The sequence below is a fragment of the Bacillus sp. SIMBA_008 genome, from assembly GCF_046535495.1.
Lineage (GTDB): Bacteria > Bacillota > Bacilli > Bacillales > Bacillaceae > Bacillus > Bacillus subtilis.
Genome location: NZ_JAWRWL010000004.1, coordinates 83,588 through 101,235, shown reverse-complemented (window position 1 = coordinate 101,235; position 17,648 = coordinate 83,588). Strand labels below are relative to the sequence as shown.

The 17,648-nt window shown below is 47.0% G+C and carries 21 protein-coding genes and 1 other annotated feature; of the genes, 5 read left to right on the top strand and 16 right to left on the bottom strand.

Annotation, left to right across the window (positions count from 1 at the left end):
• The first annotated feature begins 178 nt into the window (after positions 1–178).
• Both lmrA and lmr(B) read left to right on the top strand, forming a co-directional pair.
• Positions 179–745 (top strand): transcriptional regulator LmrA, encoded by a 567-nt coding sequence (gene lmrA, locus SB658_RS14665; RefSeq protein WP_029317230.1) that lies wholly within the window; start codon positions 179–181, stop codon positions 743–745.
• 38 nt (positions 746–783) lie between these two features.
• The gene (lmr(B), locus tag SB658_RS14660; protein WP_032728901.1) at positions 784–2,223 is read left to right on the top strand and encodes a lincomycin efflux MFS transporter Lmr(B); all 1,440 of its coding nucleotides are present in this window, start codon (positions 784–786) and stop codon (positions 2,221–2,223) included.
• Between the two features lie 42 nt (positions 2,224–2,265).
• Here lmr(B) and SB658_RS14655 read toward each other — a convergent pair whose 3' ends face one another.
• Positions 2,266–3,378, bottom strand: coding sequence for an aminotransferase class V-fold PLP-dependent enzyme (locus SB658_RS14655; protein ID WP_085186698.1), 1,113 nt, complete (start codon positions 3,376–3,378; stop codon positions 2,266–2,268).
• 78 nt (positions 3,379–3,456) lie between these two features.
• Between SB658_RS14655 and pcp the strand changes: the two genes are divergently transcribed.
• Positions 3,457–4,104, top strand: a complete 648-nt coding sequence (gene pcp / locus SB658_RS14650; RefSeq protein ID WP_144500912.1) for a pyroglutamyl-peptidase I — start codon at positions 3,457–3,459, stop codon at positions 4,102–4,104.
• Here pcp and tatC read toward each other — a convergent pair.
• From tatC to cwlJ, 6 genes are all read right to left on the bottom strand, one after another.
• Positions 4,101–4,829 (bottom strand): twin-arginine translocase subunit TatC, encoded by a 729-nt coding sequence (tatC, locus tag SB658_RS14645; protein ID WP_003246495.1) that lies wholly within the window; start codon positions 4,827–4,829, stop codon positions 4,101–4,103. The genes pcp and tatC overlap by 4 nt on opposite strands.
• A 60-nt stretch (positions 4,830–4,889) precedes the next feature.
• On the bottom strand, positions 4,890–5,102 hold the full coding sequence (tatAD, locus tag SB658_RS14640; protein WP_003223835.1) for a sec-independent protein translocase protein TatAD: 213 nt from the start codon (positions 5,100–5,102) through the stop codon (positions 4,890–4,892).
• A 12-nt stretch (positions 5,103–5,114) separates the two neighbouring features.
• Positions 5,115–6,866: an alkaline phosphatase PhoD gene (gene phoD / locus SB658_RS14635; protein WP_085186696.1), complete on the bottom strand. Its 1,752-nt coding sequence runs from the start codon at positions 6,864–6,866 to the stop codon at positions 5,115–5,117.
• Between the two features lie 18 nt (positions 6,867–6,884).
• Entirely contained in the window at positions 6,885–7,061 is a 177-nt protein-coding gene (locus SB658_RS14630; RefSeq protein ID WP_003234785.1) for a hypothetical protein, read from the bottom strand.
• 79 nt (positions 7,062–7,140) lie between these two features.
• A complete protein-coding gene (locus SB658_RS14625; protein ID WP_119900083.1) occupies positions 7,141–7,872 on the bottom strand; it encodes a vWA domain-containing protein in 732 nt (243 codons plus the stop codon).
• Positions 7,873–7,977: 105 nt separating this feature from the next.
• Positions 7,978–8,406 (bottom strand): cell wall hydrolase CwlJ, encoded by a 429-nt coding sequence (cwlJ, locus tag SB658_RS14620; protein ID WP_014662646.1) that lies wholly within the window; start codon positions 8,404–8,406, stop codon positions 7,978–7,980.
• A gap of 313 nt (positions 8,407–8,719) precedes the next feature.
• On the opposite strand from cwlJ, the gene SB658_RS14615 reads away from it, so the two are divergent.
• On the top strand, positions 8,720–9,106 hold the full coding sequence (locus tag SB658_RS14615; RefSeq protein ID WP_014478718.1) for a YndM family protein: 387 nt from the start codon (positions 8,720–8,722) through the stop codon (positions 9,104–9,106).
• The gene (locus tag SB658_RS14610) at positions 9,066–9,200 is read left to right on the top strand and encodes a hypothetical protein (RefSeq protein ID WP_119898962.1); all 135 of its coding nucleotides are present in this window, start codon (positions 9,066–9,068) and stop codon (positions 9,198–9,200) included. Before SB658_RS14615 ends, SB658_RS14610 begins: the two co-directional genes overlap by 41 nt.
• On the opposite strand, the gene SB658_RS14605 is transcribed toward SB658_RS14610, so the two are convergent.
• The 9 genes from SB658_RS14605 to SB658_RS14565 all read right to left on the bottom strand — a co-directional run bounded on the left by SB658_RS14605 (position 9,161) and on the right by SB658_RS14565 (position 17,640).
• Entirely contained in the window at positions 9,161–9,847 is a 687-nt protein-coding gene (locus tag SB658_RS14605; RefSeq protein WP_010886395.1) for an ABC transporter permease, read from the bottom strand. The two genes, SB658_RS14610 and SB658_RS14605, sit on opposite strands and share 40 nt — an antisense overlap.
• A gap of 18 nt (positions 9,848–9,865) precedes the next feature.
• The gene (locus tag SB658_RS14600) at positions 9,866–10,789 is read right to left on the bottom strand and encodes an ABC transporter ATP-binding protein (RefSeq protein ID WP_144500911.1); all 924 of its coding nucleotides are present in this window, start codon (positions 10,787–10,789) and stop codon (positions 9,866–9,868) included.
• Between the two features lie 91 nt (positions 10,790–10,880).
• The gene (gene ycbM, locus SB658_RS14595) at positions 10,881–11,816 is read right to left on the bottom strand and encodes a two-component system sensor histidine kinase YcbM (RefSeq protein WP_144500910.1); all 936 of its coding nucleotides are present in this window, start codon (positions 11,814–11,816) and stop codon (positions 10,881–10,883) included.
• Position 11,817: 1 nt separating this feature from the next.
• A complete protein-coding gene (ycbL, locus tag SB658_RS14590) occupies positions 11,818–12,498 on the bottom strand; it encodes a two-component system response regulator YcbL (protein WP_076458515.1) in 681 nt (226 codons plus the stop codon).
• 96 nt (positions 12,499–12,594) lie between these two features.
• Complete coding sequence (locus SB658_RS14585; RefSeq protein ID WP_144500909.1) at positions 12,595–13,533, bottom strand: DMT family transporter; 939 nt, start codon at positions 13,531–13,533, stop codon at positions 12,595–12,597.
• Positions 13,534–13,553: 20 nt separating this feature from the next.
• On the bottom strand, positions 13,554–13,715 hold the full coding sequence (gene rtpA, locus SB658_RS14580) for an anti-TRAP regulator (protein ID WP_003234807.1): 162 nt from the start codon (positions 13,713–13,715) through the stop codon (positions 13,554–13,556).
• A gap of 97 nt (positions 13,716–13,812) precedes the next feature.
• Positions 13,813–14,060: a binding site (T-box leader), on the bottom strand.
• A 56-nt stretch (positions 14,061–14,116) separates the two neighbouring features.
• Complete coding sequence (gene mphK, locus SB658_RS14575) at positions 14,117–15,037, bottom strand: macrolide 2'-phosphotransferase MphK (RefSeq protein ID WP_088467501.1); 921 nt, start codon at positions 15,035–15,037, stop codon at positions 14,117–14,119.
• A 278-nt stretch (positions 15,038–15,315) separates the two neighbouring features.
• On the bottom strand, positions 15,316–16,848 hold the full coding sequence (garD, locus tag SB658_RS14570; RefSeq protein ID WP_144500908.1) for a galactarate dehydratase: 1,533 nt from the start codon (positions 16,846–16,848) through the stop codon (positions 15,316–15,318).
• A gap of 90 nt (positions 16,849–16,938) precedes the next feature.
• Complete coding sequence (locus SB658_RS14565; protein WP_003246338.1) at positions 16,939–17,640, bottom strand: FadR/GntR family transcriptional regulator; 702 nt, start codon at positions 17,638–17,640, stop codon at positions 16,939–16,941.
• Positions 17,641–17,648: the final 8 nt, after the last annotated feature.

The window sequence follows — 17,648 nt, the reverse complement described above, 5'->3', positions numbered from 1 at the left end:
GAACATTTTATCTATTCAGTCAAAAGATCAGTCAGCTTTTCTCTCAGTATTTTTTGTTGTCATATCCTTCTTTTTTTGTCTTTTCATACAATGAATTTTTCTTGACAATTGATGATTGAATCAAGATAATAGACCAGTCACTATATTTTTGATTGCAATTCAGTAAGGTGGGAATGTTATGAGTTATGGAGATTCCCGTGAGAAAATCCTTTCGGCAGCTACCCGGCTTTTTCAGCTGCAAGGGTATTACGGCACGGGGCTGAACCAGATTATAAAGGAAAGCGGTGCGCCTAAAGGCTCTCTTTACTACCACTTTCCCGGAGGTAAAGAACAGCTTGCGATCGAAGCCGTAAATGAGATGAAGGAGTATATCCGTCAGAAAATCGCGGACTGCATGGAAGCCTGCACCGATCCAGCGGAAGGCATTCAAGCCTTTTTGAAGGAGCTCTCCTGCCAGTTTTCATGTACGGAAGACATTGAAGGCTTGCCTGTGGGCTTGCTAGCGGCTGAGACGTCATTGAAAAGCGAACCGTTGCGCGAAGCCTGTCATGAAGCCTACAAAGAATGGGCCTCTGTATATGAGGAAAAACTGCGGCAGACTGGCTGCAGCGAGAACCGTGCAAAAGAAGCCAGCACTGTGGTTAACGCGATGATTGAAGGCGGCATTCTTTTATCTTTGACGGCAAAAAACAGTACGCCGCTCCTTCATATCTCCAGCTGCATTCCTGACCTGCTGAAGAGATAAAAAAACGACATACTACATGCAGTTGATAGAGAGGGGAAATGATTTTGGAAACAACAGCTAAAGCATCTCAGCAATACAAAGTGATGCCGATTATGATTTCCTTGCTGTTGGCCGGTTTTATCGGCATGTTCAGTGAAACAGCACTGAATATTGCGTTAACCGACCTTATGAAGGAATTGAACATTACAGCGGCAACCGTCCAATGGTTAACGACGGGCTACCTGCTTGTACTCGGTATCCTTGTTCCTGTTTCAGGACTGCTGTTGCAGTGGTTCACAACAAGACAGCTTTTTACCGTGTCACTAATCTTTTCAATTATAGGAACCTTGATCGCGGCACTCGCGCCAAGCTTCCCGTTTTTATTGGCGGCAAGGATCGTTCAGGCACTTGGAACCGGTCTTTTACTGCCGCTGATGTTTAACACAATCTTGGTGATTTTCCCGCCTCATAAACGGGGCGCCGCAATGGGAACGATCGGGCTTGTCATTATGTTCGCGCCCGCCATCGGCCCGACTTTCTCAGGATTGGTTCTGGAGCACCTCAACTGGCACTGGATTTTCTGGATCTCTCTTCCATTCCTTGTGCTGGCGCTTGTGTTCGGTATCGCATATATGCAGAATGTATCTGAAACGACAAAGCCGAAAATCGATGTATTGTCTATCATCCTGTCGACGATTGGCTTCGGCGGCATTGTGTTCGGATTCAGCAACGCGGGTGAAGGCTCCGGGGGATGGTCCAGCCCGACTGTTATCGTGTCGCTGATTGTCGGCGTTGTCGGCCTTATCCTATTTTCAATCCGCCAGCTGACAATGAAGCAGCCGATGATGAACCTCCGTGCGTTCAAATACCCGATGTTTATTTTGGGTGTGATCATGGTGTTCATTTGTATGATGGTCATTCTGTCATCTATGCTGCTTCTGCCGATGTATCTGCAAGGCGGCTTAGTCCTGACTGCATTTGCATCTGGTCTTGTTCTCTTGCCGGGCGGTATTTTAAATGGATTTATGTCCCCTGTTACAGGCCGCTTGTTCGATAAATACGGGCCGAAATGGCTTGTCATTCCGGGATTTGTGATTGTCACAGTTGTACTATGGTTCTTCTCAAATGTAACGACCACTTCAACAGCTGTGCTGATTATCATCCTGCACACCTGCTTGATGATCGGGATTTCTATGATCATGATGCCTGCACAGACAAACGGTTTAAACCAACTGCCGCGTGAATTTTATCCAGACGGCACCGCCATTATGAACACGCTGCAGCAAATGGCCGGCGCTATCGGAACAGCGGTTGCGGTCAGCATTATGGCTGCAGGCCAGCATGATTATATGAGTACAGTTAAAAACCCTGCCGATCCGGCAGTCATCCCACAAGCTTTGACAGCGGGTGTACAGCACGCATTTGTGTTTGCAATGATTGTTGCCATTATCGGTTTGATTGGCGCTTTCTTTATGAAGCGCGTGAAGGTAGATCATTAATATGAAAAGCCCCTGACTAATGTTCAGGGGCTTTTTTTATGTTTACTTGTGGATCGTTTTCGCCGCGATTTCATCAATCGCGTACCGCATTTCCTCCTTCGTATTATAAAAATGGGGAGCGAGACGGATAACATTTTCCCGCGGCGCGCAAATCACTTTTTTCTTCTTCAGCAACGCCGCCGTTTCCGATGCCCGCTCATCCCGGATCGCAACCATGCCCGGCTGATCCCCACCTTGTGCCGCCGCCAGCTGCAGGCCTTTTTCAGCGGCATATTGAACTGCATCGGCACAGATCGTTTTGACATGATCCCCGATATGAGAAACCCCAATATGATTCAGCAGCGACAAAGCCGCTGCAGCTGCGTATACGCTGATAAAAGCTGGGGTGCCCGTTTGAAAACGGCGCGCGTCTTTTGCATAAGCCCCATCAAATCCGCTCTCTCTTCCGAACCAAGCTGATGCTTTCGGCTTCAGTGCGTCAGCCAGCTCCTTTCTCACATAAAGAAACGCCACACCCGGTATGCCGAGCAAATACTTCCGGGTGCCTGCTGCCAGCATATCTACGCCCCATTCCTTCACATCAATGGGAATATGCCCGGCTGATTGATAAGCATCTACAAACAATAAAGAGCCCTTTCTCTGAGAAATCTCGGCAATCGCTTTTATATCCTGAACATAGCCGTCACGATAATGAACGTGAGGAACACACGTCAGTACTGTTTCATCCGAAATATGCGTTTCATACTGTTCGAGCGGCATCACACCGTCTATTGATGGAATGACGGATACGGTATAATCGGAGTGTGCCTGCCAAACATGAGGCACCGCCGGAAAATCCATATCTGTATATACAACGTGCTTCTTTCCAAATGCAGTTAAGGACGATGCTACAGAAACCAGCGCATCAGAAACTGACGACACAATCGCCACTTCATCCGGTTCAGCCCCGATCAGCTTTGCAAACTCGTTTCTCGCAAACTCTGTTTTTTCGATCGCTTCTTTCCAGTTCGTCCCCATATACAGCAGGCTATCATGATAATCCTGGATCGCCCTTGATACAGGCTCTGCCAATGCGCTCTGAGAACAGCTGGCAAGCATCGTATGCGTCTGCAAGGTTGGGAATAAATGACGATACTGCTGCGGTAAATGCTCCATTATGATTTACTCCTTTACATTATTTTGATGAAAAACCCATAAATAAACAATAGAATAAAAGAAAAAGGAGATGAGAAGATGGGAAAAAAAGTGCTGATCACTGGCTTTGACCCTTTTGACAAAGAAACCGTCAATCCATCATGGGAAGCGGCGAAACGGCTTAATGGCTTCGAGACGGAAGAAGCCATTATTACAGCGGAACAAATTCCAACCGTCTTTAGATCCGCTCTGGGCACTCTGCGCCAAGCCATTCAAACACATCAGCCAGATATCGTGATTTGTGTCGGCCAAGCAGGAGGACGGATGCAGATTACACCGGAACGGATGGCGATCAACCTTGCAGATGCGCGAATCCCCGATAACGAAGGACATCAGCCGATTGATGAAGAGATTTCTCCAGATGGGCCCGCCGCTTACTGGACAAGGCTTCCCGTGAAACGAATGACTGCTAAGATGAAGGAGCACGGCATTCCAGCTGCGGTTTCCTACACAGCGGGGACCTTTGTATGCAACTATTTGTTCTACGGGTTAATGGATCACATTAGCCGGACATCCCCGCACATTCGCGGCGGTTTTATTCATATTCCTTACATTCCGCAGCAAACAATCGACAAAACAGCGCCGAGCCTCAGCCTGGACACGATTGTCCGGGCATTGAGAATCGCCGCTGTTACGGCCGCACAATATGATGAGGATGTGAAGTCACCGGGTGGTACGCTGCACTAAGCGGCCGCCGCTGTTTCTTCCCTCATCCTCTTTTTGTAGACAAACGCCGATAGGGTGACACTCACTTCAAACAGGACAAGAAGCGGGATCATCACGAGAAAATCAGAAATAAAATCAGGCGGTGTAATCAATATGGACACGACAATCAGCAGAAAATAGGATAGCTTTCTCGCTTTGGCCAGTCTGTAAGGATTTAAGATGCCCAGCCTTGTTAAAAACATCACCACCAAGGGCATCTCAAACAAGAAGCCGAACGGCAGGCTCAAATTCACCATAAACCTAAAGTAGCGGTCAGCCGTAAACATCGTTTCAAAGTGGCCGGAGGATAAATGAGTCAAAAAGCTGAGCACGATCGGAAACAAGACAAAGTATCCGAAGGAGATGCCCGCCAAAAACAACGCAAATAAACCTGGTATGTACATGAGCGTCACCTTGCGCTCCGTTTTCGTCAGCGCCGGTGCAACGAAACGCCACAGCTGGTACGCGGCAACAGGGATAGAAGCCGCAATGGCACAAATGCCGGAAAGCATCATATACACCCAGAGGATTTCACTCGGCCCAAGCACAGCCAGCTTTCCATCCAAATCCCTGATCAGCCAGTCATAAATGTCCTGTACGAACAAAAAAGCCGTGATGAGAAATAGAAAAAATGCCGCAAGGGTGACGATAATCCGGCGGCGAAGCTCTTCTAAATGCCCGATCAGATGGGTTTCTTTTTTATCCATTCAAAAAAGCCCTCCCTTTCATAAAAAAAGAGGCAGACCCGGTGTCTGCCTCATCAGCATTCAGCCCGCGTTTTTGTCCTGCTTTACCGCTGTCAGCTCAGCTGATTTCTCTTCTTTTTCATCACCAGACACAAGTGATTTTGTGGCGCTTTTAAATTCCAGCAGTGTCCGTCCGGCGGCACGCCCGATTTCCGGCAGCTTGGAAGGGCCAAAAATAATGAGGGCGATGACGAAGATCAGAATCAAGCCCGGTATTCCAATGTTTGAAAACATAATTTCCACTCCTTAATTCGTGATTTTTGCCCGCTTCTTAATCATTTGTTTTTCGTGGGCTTTGTTGTGCGCAAAGAAACGATCCTCTTCGACCTCATCGGATTGCTTCGCCCCGCCTTGGATTGTTGTGGATGATACCTTTCTCAACCCAGTTTGGTCTTTCTGGTAAACGAATGAAGCCCTCGTGGAAATGGCTGCGCCCGGCTCGGTCACAAACGGCATCACCCGATAATCGGCTTTCCACTGGTGAGGCGTCACTGTACAGCGGACATATCCGCGATAGTCGTTAAAGAACTTGATGTGCGGGTTTTCTTTTAAAATTTGGTCCGTATCCGCCCGCTTATCCGCTCCGTTCCCTCCGGAAGTGATCGAGGTTCCGACAAATTCGGCTCCGAATATTTTTGAACTTGTCTTCTCGAAATCGACATGCAAATTCGATGCCCAGCTTGCATGTACATCACCTGTCAGTACGACAACATTATTCAGATTTTTGCTTTTAATGAAATTGATAACCCGTTCGCGCTGAGCCGGATAGCCGTCCCACGAATCCATGCTGTAGATCGGGCTTGCGCTTGTCCCGAAATTCCACTTGGCAAAGAAAATCTGCTGCGCCAGCACATTCCAGTGGGCAGTCGAGCTGCCCAAATTGTTGAAGAGCCACTGCTCCTGTTCTTTTCCAAGCAGGGTCCGATTCGGATTGCGCGATTCATCAGAAGGCGGCTTATTGCCGTCGTTATTGGCTTGGTCGTCCCTGTACTGGCGGGTATCAAGCACATTGAAGGACGCCAGGTTTCCGTACGTAAAGTGCCGGTACAGCTGCATATCTGGGCCATTCGGCAAAGAGGAAATGCGGAGCGGCATATGTTCATAGTATGCCTGGTATGCTGCCGCGCGGCGGAGCACGAATGCTTCAACCGACTGTCCTTTTTCAGGTATTTTATTGGCATAGTTGTTTTCAACTTCATGGTCATCCCAAGTTACAACCCAAGGGAATGCCGCATGTGCAGCTTTAAGATTGGCGTCAGAACGGTATTGAGCGTGACGGTTCCGATAGTCTTGCAGCGTAATGATTTCCGCGCTGTTGTGCGTGCGGACATTGCCTGTTTTTGATACATATTCATTTGGGCCGTATTCATATATGTAATCACCGAGATGGAAGACAAGATCAAGCTTTTCCTTTGCCATATGCTTGTAGGCCGTATAATATCCGTGCTCATATTGCTGGCAGGAAGCAAATGCAAAGGTCATTTGCGGCACATTGGCGCCAGGGGCAGGCAGTGTTTTTGTTTTTCCGACAGGGCTTAGTTCATGGCCGGTTTTGAAACGATAATAGTACACTTTGTTTGGCTCAAGCCCGTCCGCTTCCACATGAACGGAATGGGCAAGACTCGGTTTAGCCATTTCAGTGCCTTTTCTTACGATTTTGCGGAAATGCTCATCCTTTGCGACCTCCCATTTGACAGGCACCGCTTGCTTCGGCATTCCTCCGCCGTTCAGCGGATCTGGTGCCAGGCGCGTCCAGAGCACGACACTGTCAGAAAGCGGATCACCTGACGCTACCCCTAATGTAAACGGATAGCTTGAGAATTTAGGCGCAGCATTTACTTCAAAAGCCCCAACCGACTGGGCAATCGTTAATCCAAGAGAAAGTCCTGCAATCTTCCCCGCTCCTTGAATAAATTTACGGCGGTCAAACGTATTGTTTTGAAAGCTTTCCTCTTTCAGTTTCTGTACCCATTCATCAAAACGACTGTCGTATGCCATTCAAGATCCCCTCTCTTCTCATTGATCGTCTCCATTATAGGAAATCATTGTTAAACGACTGTGAAGAAGTGTGAACCGATTGTAAGCGCTGAACATTAAAAACAGGTCTTCCCTCACAAGCCTGCCGCTGAAACATGCCGAAAGCTGGCTGAATGACGCGTTTTCTGCATATCCTGTCGTTTGCAAGCCGCCCATTCGGACTATTTTTCTTCACATGATCTTAAAAAAACAAAAACACCGAGCCATTTCGCTGAATGACTCAGTGCCTTATCAGTTATTTCGAAAACAATCTGCTGAAAAAGCCCTTCTTTTTCGGCTTTTCAGCAGGTGGCTCTTGATCTCTTACAATTCCTTTTTCCTTCGCTTCTTTCAGCCAAAATGGAAATTCAGCAAGCAGAGCATCATAAAGCTCATCATCAGAAATGCGGTCAATCTCTTCGATATGCAGGAAGTTCGTGTTATCAATGACACGCCCTCCTAACGTATCCAGTTTATTGAGAAAATCAAAGTTTCCGTTTCCGATGCCGACAAACTGCCAGAACACCGGTTTATCAGAAGAAGCTTCAATTATCGGTTTGATTGACTTTTTACAGCCCCCGTCATTGATAAAAACAATGAAAGCAGGATACGAGCTCGGTTCCTCCGTAACATATTTGCGCAGCACGTCCTTCATGACTGGCGGCTCATCATTTCTGCCGAATTTATGCAAGCGGTCATTATTTAAAATTTCACGATCGACATAGCCCGAAAAATCCTTTTCTGAAACTGGCTTTAATCGGGAAAATTCATTATCATACACCCATACATCCAGCAAACCGTTATCATCAAACTGATCAGCCACTGCCAAAATCCGCTCCACCACATTTTGAACCGTCCCGTTTTTGTAGAGCGGTCTCATCGATCCCGTAATATCAAGAACCAGTCCAACACGAGCCGTCACCTTCGTTAACTGCTTTTTCTCCAGTGCGATCTTTACACTTTTCTTTTGCAGGTCAATTGTTGCCATTCTGTCATCTCCGTCAGCTCTTTTTTCTTCGATTATCTCACAGGAATATTTTCCATTGCATCTTTTCAAAGAAAAACACCGTTCAACTTGAACGGTGTCCTGTCTCTAAAATGTGTTATATACATTTTCACACGTCTCCGCCGTCGGCTGATAAAAGCAGTGTGACTTAAATCTGGCCACAAACGGCTGGTTATACCACTGGGCTGGACAGTTCCCCTCCGGCCTGAAATACCATAAACTAAATTTTGCAGGCCAGCGCCTTTCACCATTAATCGACCGGCGTGCAAGGGCACGCTCGCTATCTCGCGCCCTTTGATAAAAATATCCATGAGTCACAGCCTCAAACGCGTGTGGCTGATAAATCATCTGCCTGATGGTGCGGAGGCCTTTAAAATCTGAGCAATTCGCCCGCAGCCGATTAATTCCAACGTTGCCGACAAGCAGCATCCCCTGCTTGCCTTCGCCTTCCGCTTCCGCTCTGAGCAGCCTTGCCATCAAATCGACATCCGCACTCGTTGCTCTCACGACCGCCATCACGTCACCTCCCCTTGATCTCTTTTCATCATATTTCATTACTTCAGAAGTGATGACGGAGGGACAGGAGAAGTTTTTAAATTTATTCATCTAAAAACAGCAAACATAATGGGCTGTTGGGCATCAAAGCAGCGTCCGGTGCAGTACAAGCTTCACGTTTCCGCTGTCGAAGCGCCGCAGCCTCAATTCCTGGATTCACATCATTGACCCCTCCCCAGCAGATTTGCACCCGCCTCCGAAAAGAAATAAGGTTTAACTTTTTACATTTGAGGAATTATACATAACAAATCAAATGACAAAAGGAGGAATTGTAATGACACATGTGAAAGCGCTCGCGATTAAAGGTATTATGACGATTATTGTGTTGTATCTGGTGCTTGGTCTGGGCTTTGGTTTCACGTTTGGTGATACGCTGCTAATGACGATTGTGTTAGGGGTTATTTCTTATTTGCTGGGCGATCTTTATGTATTGCCGAGATGGAATAATATGATTGCAACTTTGGCTGATTTTGGCTTGGCCTTTCTTGTGATCTGGCTGATGGGCATGCCGCTTTCCCTGGGGATGACTGGCGGTGAAGTTGCGTTGGCGGCTTTATTCGGCGCGATCGTCATGGCAATCGGTGAATATTGCTTCCATTTCTATATGATGAGCAAAGAGATTGGCAAGAAGCATTATCTTGAAACAAGAACAGACTCATAATAGAAAGGCCGGTGCTGACAGCATCGGCCTTTTATACTTATTGGGCGCTTTTGTTTACGCATCCTGCTTGTCCGCATTCCTGATCGCCATGTAGGAAAAGAACAATCCGAATGCCGCTAACGATAACGGGATATACACAACAGATGAAATCGAGAAGCCCGGACTTGTTGAGCTGATGAGCATCACAATTACTACAGATGAAATGATGGTCGCCGGAACCGAGTGTCTACGCATCCCAAAAAAGATGGGAACTAAACTGGTTCCAGCGGCGCCAAAAGCGAAAACCGCCATTTTGACCGCCTGTTGAGAAATGATCTCGGAAGTAAGCTCTCCCGGTATGAAATGGCAGATCGAGTTCAGCCAAAAGAAACCGGCGGCTATGAGTATATTTGAAAGTAAAATCGTGATAAACGTCAGTCCGCCCGCGATCATGAGCTTAGCGGTGAGCAGCTTTTTACGGCTGATCGGGTACGTGAACATCACAAGAATGGTTTTGTTTTTATATTCCGAAATCACCAATTTTACGATCAGCACAGCGCCAAATACGATAAATACCGCTCTGACGAAGGTGCCGATGATGAGGAATGCTTCATCCGTACTTTGGAACGAAACCCCGCCATCGGCTTTTTCGGAATAACTGATCAGCCACATAAAACCCATAATGATCACGTTGGCAATGAGGGCACCTCTGATATACCAGCCCATTTTCATTTTTCTTAATTCGATTCTGATCAAATTCATCAACGTGTCTCTCCTCCTTTACGCACTGATGCTATTGCCGTTGATCAATTTGATAAAATAATCCTCCAGCGACGTATACTTTTTGTTCATTGATTCAATGTCTACATCATTTAAAATCAATGCTTTGGATATGGCAGCCTGAGAGGCTTCAGCCTCGTAAATTCGAATCATTTTCTCATTTAATATTTTAAAGTTGGTTAATTGCAGCTCTTTCTCCAGCACAAAGCAGGCCCTTGTCTGATTCGATGTAACAAGCTCGATGTATTCAGTGTTCTGGCCCCTGACATCCTCCATTGATACCTCTTCAAGCAGCCTGCCGTCCCGAATGACGCCGATTGTGTCTGCGATTTGTTCGATTTCACCCAGCAGGTGGCTTGAGATCAGCAGTGTCATACCGTACTCTTTGCTCAGCACTTGAAACAATTGCCTGATCTTTTTAATGCCGAGAGGGTCAAGACCATTCACCGGCTCATCCAGAATAAGCAGGTCCGGCTTCGTGAGGATGGCACGCGCAATTCCAAGGCGCTGCTTCATCCCGAGGGAAAAGGTTTTGACGGGTTTTTTGTCGATTTGTTTTAAATTCACCATATCCAGCACTTCTTGTATGGCTTTTTTATTGTGGTATCCCATATATTCACAATGCAGATCTAAATTTTCTTCAGCTGTCAGGTTTTCATAAAAAATCGGATATTCAATCATGCTGCCGATGTTCCCCAGCACCTCATATGACGTGTGGGTGAACTTGTTCCCAAGGATGATGATTTCACCGCTTGTCGGTTTGACAAGGCTCGTCAGCATTTTCATAATGGTTGTTTTCCCCGCGCCGTTCGGGCCGAGAAAGCCATAGATTTCACCTTTTTTAATATGCATGCTGACATTGGATACGACCTCTTTGCCCTGATATGTTTTGGTCAGCCCGTTTGTTTGTACGATATAAGTCAACTTTGTTTCTCCTTCCCTCTCTTTTCCTGTTTTCTATTGTAGCGGCGAGCCCTGTCATTTTTATTTCTCAAACCTTAAGAAATTCTTACGATTAATATGTCATGCGTTTCAAGGTGATCGTAAATGCAGTCCGTTCGTACGGCTTGCTTTGGACGGATATGGTGCCTCCCATTTTTTCTGTAAGCCGTTTTGTGATGGTTAAACCCAGTCCGCTTCCTTGAAATGCTTTATTTCTGGATTCTTCAAGTGTGTACAGCCTCTCAAACACCCGCTGCTGATCGGTTTCACTAATCCCTTTTCCGCGATCCCATACGGTGATGGCGATGTTCCTCTCATCATAAGACAGCGTCATGCCGATTAACTTGCCAGCCGCGCCATATTGAATCGCATTGGACAATAGGTTTTGCAGGATTCTGTCCAGTGCCTCTTCATTCGCCTGCGCATACACCGGCGTATCCGGGATATCGATGGCTGCTTGAAAGCCTTTTGACTGAACAGCGTCATAATAGTGCAGGATATTTCGTTTGCATATGTCGTTCATATGTACTTTGGTGATCGGGATCTCTTTATCTTCAGATTCTAATTTCGCTAAATCAAAAAAGGAATTGATCATCTGAATAAGTTCATTTGTTTTCTGGCGGAGCTTCCCCAACAATCTTTCCCGCTCTTCTTCCGGCATGTTCGGGTCACTTTGAATGGCTTCGATATAACCGAGAATGACCGTTAACGGCGTTTTCAGGTCGTGCGACATATTGGTCAGCATCCGCTTCATGGATTGCTCTGTTTTGGCAAATTGGGCGCTGATCTGCTGACGATTCTCAACGATAAGATTGATATTAACAAGCAAGCTTTTGAGCGCATGATCGTCTGTAGGAAGCAAAATTTGTCCTGCCGAATCCCGGCTGAGCATGTAGCTAAGCTGGTCAGCCGTGTAAGCCAGATTCCCGTCCCGCTTCTTTTTCATTATGAATTGAATCACATTCAGACACGCCAGAGCGATGACAGCGGCCACCCATAGCACTGTCATTCTAAAACTCTCCTAATTTATAACCGATGCCCCATAACGTTTTAATATATTGAGGGGAGGAGGGGTCATCCTCAATCTTTTCTCTGAGCCGCCGCATATGTACGTTAATGATGTTCTGATCATCAAAGTACTCTTCATTCCAAACGGAACGGTAGATTTGTTCTTTCGTAAACACTTTTTTAGGATTTGATGCAAATAAGCACAGCAGCTGCCATTCTGTTGACGTCAGCTGGAGCGGCTCTCCGTTTTTCAAAACGGAAACATTGTCTATATCTATCGCAAGCTGGTGAATCCGGATCACCTTATTCACAGCCGGCTCCTCTGCCGAATATTGCGTCGCCCGCCGTATCGCGGCTTTTACTCTGGCTGTCAGCTCAATCATCGAAAACGGTTTGGCGATATAATCATCCGCCCCAAAGCCCAGTCCCAATGCCTTGTCCACATCTCCATCTTTTGCCGAAATCATTAAGACCGGAACGTTGCTTTTTTCCCGGATGATTTTCAGAAAATCCATGCCGTTCAGCTTCGGGAGCATGATATCAAGGAGGACCAAATCGTATGAACCCTGCTGAAACAGCCGGATGCCCTCTTCTCCGTCGAAAGCATGCACAATTCCAAAGCCTTCTTTTGTTAAATAATGATCCACCATTTCACTGATTGAGTGGTCGTCTTCTACAAGCAATATGCGCTGCATCTTCTCACCTAACCTTTACAAAATCAAAAAACACACACGTAATTACACTTATTGTAATTGAAAAACGTGTGTGTTTTATAAAAATTATTCTTTTTTTCCTATTTTCAGCTTCCTGTATTCCATGCCCGTAATGACAAAGAATACGGCAGCGCATCCAATGACTTGAATGAGCCCGAGTCGTTCACCGAAAAATAAAGCTCCATAGAAAATCGTCAGGATAGGCCCTGCCATTGAAATGGCGGCGGCTCGCTGTGCCCCGATTCGTTTTATGCCCTCAAGCATTAGCACAAATGGAATCACTGTGGTAACGACTGCAATTACCGCGAACAAACCATACATAGAAAGCGGATATGCTGCCATTGGCGTATTCATGCCAGCCGCCGATTTGATCCCTGTGTAAAGCATCATGGCAGCTCCAGCAGCTGTCATCCCATATGCATTGAGACGGATCCCTCCGATTTGATGGACGAGATGCCCGGAAAGGACAAGATAACCAGCATAGACCGCCGAAGATAACAAAATGAATACAGCTCCAATCATATTCGCCTGGAAAAGTTCAGCATTCCAGCCGCCCAGCGCCAAGAAAAGCCCAAACATGACCGCCAGAACTGCGAAAAGGTCCTGAATTGAGGACATTTTCCGGTCACGACACGCGGTGAATCCAAACACAAACAACGGATAGCTCATCAGCAATATACGTTCAACCATTGCGGATACATGGTTCAGCCCGATAAAATCAAGCAAGGGAGACAGAAAAAAACAAAACACTCCCGCGCCACAAGCCTTCCATAGGTCTCCTTTTTTCTTACCGTCTGGCATTGGAGGTCGGTATATTAAAAAAATCAGCCAAAACAGCGGAACAGCCAGCAGCTGCCTGTATAGCAGCACGGCATCTGGCTCAGCACCCATTTGGTATGCCCATTTTATCCAAATCGATTTAGACGCAAAACAAACTGTTCCGATCAGCAAAAAAATCGTACCTGCTGCGGCCTCACGAATCTTACTCTGCTCTTCTGCTCTCATCTCAGCTCAGCTTTTATCCTTTACTTATTCAAATGCTTTTGGATAAAATCCAGAAGCGTATATCCTTGAGCAGTCAGAATAACACCTTTTCCGCTGCAGGCCGGGCAAGGTGTTCCTTCGATTTCTCCCGCTCTTTCACATTTAGGACATGCGACCTCAAGATCATCAGTTGCAATGACCATTTGATATCCTCCTTTCTAACTCATCTGCTATGCCACCACCAGCCATCGTCCATTGGCCGTCACCTCCTTTAAGAAACACAAAAAACCCCCGTCCTATGAAAAGGACGAGGGTCTCGCGGTACCACCTTTATTAACAGCTATACAGCCGTTCACTCTAAGTACAGAAAACCTATGTTTCGATACTCCTCTCTTGGTAACGGGGAGAGAAACCCGGCATCGCCTACTATCCGTTCAGCAAAGCAATTCAGAAGCCCATTCGGCATCAGGGGAGGATCGGTTCACACCTGCCACCGACTCTCTGAACCTCCATTCTGATGCGTACTTGCTCTTCCTCACGATTGTTAATCCGTTCTATTATTTGTAGAGTTTATAATACTCGGTTCATGAAACGAAGTCAATTCTTAATCCGATGTTACACCAAGTGCTTCCAGCGCCATATTGATGTGTTCCTCCTGCTGTGTTTGCAGAGCTAGCTTGGCGATTTCCACCGGATACGCCGCCTGCATCTCTGAAATGTGTTCCTGCATTTTTGCCCATATCCGGCCGCCTGCTTGATCATAGTATTCAAGTAAACGGGCAGTTTCTTTTTCCCCGAAAATGGTTTGATAAAGAACAAAATCCTTGGCTGGATCGGCAACCTTCGCTTCTGTCCAATCCAGAAGTCCTGTGACACGTTCATTTTGGTCGATAAGAATATGCGGCGGGTGGAGATCGCCGTGTATCAGTGCAGAAAAACAAGGCCAGTATGCATCATCATCTATCCACTTTTGCCATCTTTCCCAAAGCGTCGTAGATACACCAAGCTTATTCTTCACATCAACCATAGAGTCTGCTGTCATTTGCCTGAAATCTTCTGGCCTTATCACTTCTATTCCGGATTGCCCAGCAGATATTTGATCCGTGCCATGTAATTTAGCCAGTATGTCGGCAAGTGTGCGGACAAAGTCGTCTGACGGCGGCTGATGATCCATATTCCATACATATTGCTTTTGTTCCAAGTCAATTCCAGCAGCCGGCGTTCCTTTTAACATGGGGTAAGCGATCAATTCCGGTGTATGAATTCTCCAATCCGGCACATCAGCAGTCAGATTCGCGCGGAGAAAGGCAAGCGTTATGCCTTCTGCAGATGCTCTTTCCACAACATCACTTCGCCGCGGTTTTCGCAGCACCCATGGCATACCTGTGTCGTCCTTGGCAAATACAACTTGAAAGTCCATTCCGGTTTCATTCAATTGCGCGTTCTCAGAATGAACCGTCAAACCTTGGCTGCGTGCAAGCCCGACAATCTCCGTGATCATCTGTTTTTCGGTAAGGTTTGTCATCCCATTTCCCCTTTCTCATGCTCCGCCCTGAAGGAGAGAGAGGGGATGTTTGGGGGCAGAAAAAAGAAGGCAGGCATCGCCACCCTCTTTTTTAATAACCATATAAGGGCTCATACATAGGCGGATTCATCCCGATTCTCCCGCATTCAGGCGAGAGTTGCTCACTATTGAATTCGTGTCACTCGGAATCTAATGAATGCCATGCTGTAACCCCTCCGTTTCCTATACGTTAATTGTATTTTACATCATATTCCATCTAATCGCTATAAAAAAATGAATCAAGTCACTGGAGCAGGATTAAACAAGCACAAATCATTATGAAGGCCCCAACGGTCTGCCCACGTTTGTTTTCGGCCGCTTGCCACATCCAAAATCGTTCTGAAGATTTCCCAGCCTACGTCTTCGATACTGGCCTCTCCTGTCGCGATTTGGCCGGCATTGATATCGATTAAATCAGCCCAATGCTCTGATAAGGAATGCCGCGTCGATACTTTCAGCACCGGCGCAGCAGCCAGGCCGTATGGTGTTCCCCTTCCTGTCGTAAACACCTGCAGATTCATGCCCGCAGCCAGCTGCAGGGTGCCGCACACAAAATCGCTTGCCGGTGTCGCCGCGAACAGCAGGCCTTTTTGCTTTGCTCTTTCACCAGGGCCGAGCACGCCGGAGATGGGGCTTGTGCCTGATTTCGCTACCGAACCTAACGCTTTTTCCACCACATTGGATAATCCGCCTTTTTTATTGCCTGGTGACGGGTTTGCGCTACGGTCTGCGTCTCCCCGCCGAAGATAGCTGTCATACCACTTCATCTCTTTGATCAGCGATTGTCCGACCTCTTCACTGACAGTCCGCGGCGTTAATAAATGAATGGCATCCCGCACCTCTGTCACTTCAGAAAACAAAACCGTTGCACCTGCGCGAACCAATAAATCAGCCGCATACCCCACGGCAGGGTTCGCCGTCACGCCGGAAAACGCATCACTGCCGCCGCATTGCAGGCCGATTACCAGATCCGAAACAGGGCATGACACCCGGGTTCTGCTGTTCAGCCTGATTAACCGTTCCTCCGCCATTTCCAAAATGGATTGGATCATCGCCGCAAAACCTCGGTGATCCTGGAGCGATAGAATGTCATCATCATTTTCGGAGGCAATTCTTTCCGGGAGGAGCTTTTCACATCCCAATCCGATGACCATTACTTCTCCGCCGAAGTTCGGATGCTTCGCAAGATTTTGAATCGTGCGGATCGGAATGACAGCGTCGGGCGCATTGATCGCCACGCCGCATCCGTATTGATGATGCAGCGGCACAACGTCATCGACATTTGGGTATTTCGGCAGCAGCTCTTCTTTTATTCGTTTGACTGCATAATCCAAAACGCCAACAACACATTGAACACTTGTCGTGATGCCGAGAATATTTTTTGTCCCCGCACTGCCATCCGCATTTCGATATCCTTCAAACGTATAGCCTTCAAGAGACGGCCGCGGCTGCGGCACCCTGTTTGCGAGAGGAAGATCGTCTAACGCCGGAGGAGCGGGCATTCTCACGAGGGCTTCCCGTATCCAGCTCCCGCGTTTGATCGTCTCATCAGCAAATCCGATCACCTCTCCGTAACGCACGATCTCGTCCCCTTGATTGAGATCGGTGAGGGCCACCTTATGGCCTTGAGGAACATCCTCTTCAAGTACGAGCCCGCATGAGAAAACAGTGCCCTTTGGCAGCCCTCCATCATTTACAATAATCGCGGTGTTATCTATTTCATGCACTTTGATGTAAAGGGGGGCTTGGTTCTTCCTGAGGTTCATCGCCATATGAAAATCACTCCTCATATTTTAGTAAGCGTTTTCTAAATTGGTTTAAAAAAACCGCAGCTCTTACGTTTCAACTGCGGTTGCTCACCATTATTTTTCATCCATTCCTTTTAGAATTTTGTCACGGACAAATTTCAGATGCTCATACATGTGGTAATGTGCTTTGTACGGATCTCTTTTGGCAAGGGCGTCGTAGATTTTTTTGTGATATTCGACCGTTACATCTCTCTCCCTGTACGGAATTTGGCTGTCAATTTTCGCATGGGTGATCAGCAGGGACTGAATCATCCCTTCAACGACGGGGTTATTGGCGCTTAACGCAATAATTCGATGGAACTCTTTATCCGCTTCACCATAATGATTGTCAGTGCTGTTGGCAATATCGTCGATCGTCTTCTGCAAACGCTGAAGCTCTTCCTCATTGATTTTTTCCGCGGCAATTGTCACGAGCCCGAGTTCTAGCGCCATCCGCGCTTCAATGATAGCCGGAAGATTATCAGTGGCCAAAGCAAGCATGACGGAAAATGGCTGCATGCCGATTTTATCGTTGAAATATGTGCCCCCTCGTGTTTTTCTCGTAATGACGCCCAGCGTTTCAAGTGAACTGAGTGCTTCCCGTAGCACCGGCCTGCTGACATGCAAAATGTCCATCAGTTCCATTTCTGTCGGCAATTTGTCTCCGGCCCTCAACTGTCCGCTCGATAATAAATGGACAATCCGTTCGATGACCTGCTTGGCTAATGTTTTCCGATTGACTGTATCGACTTTCAAATCCTCTAAACCTTCGTACACGAACAACT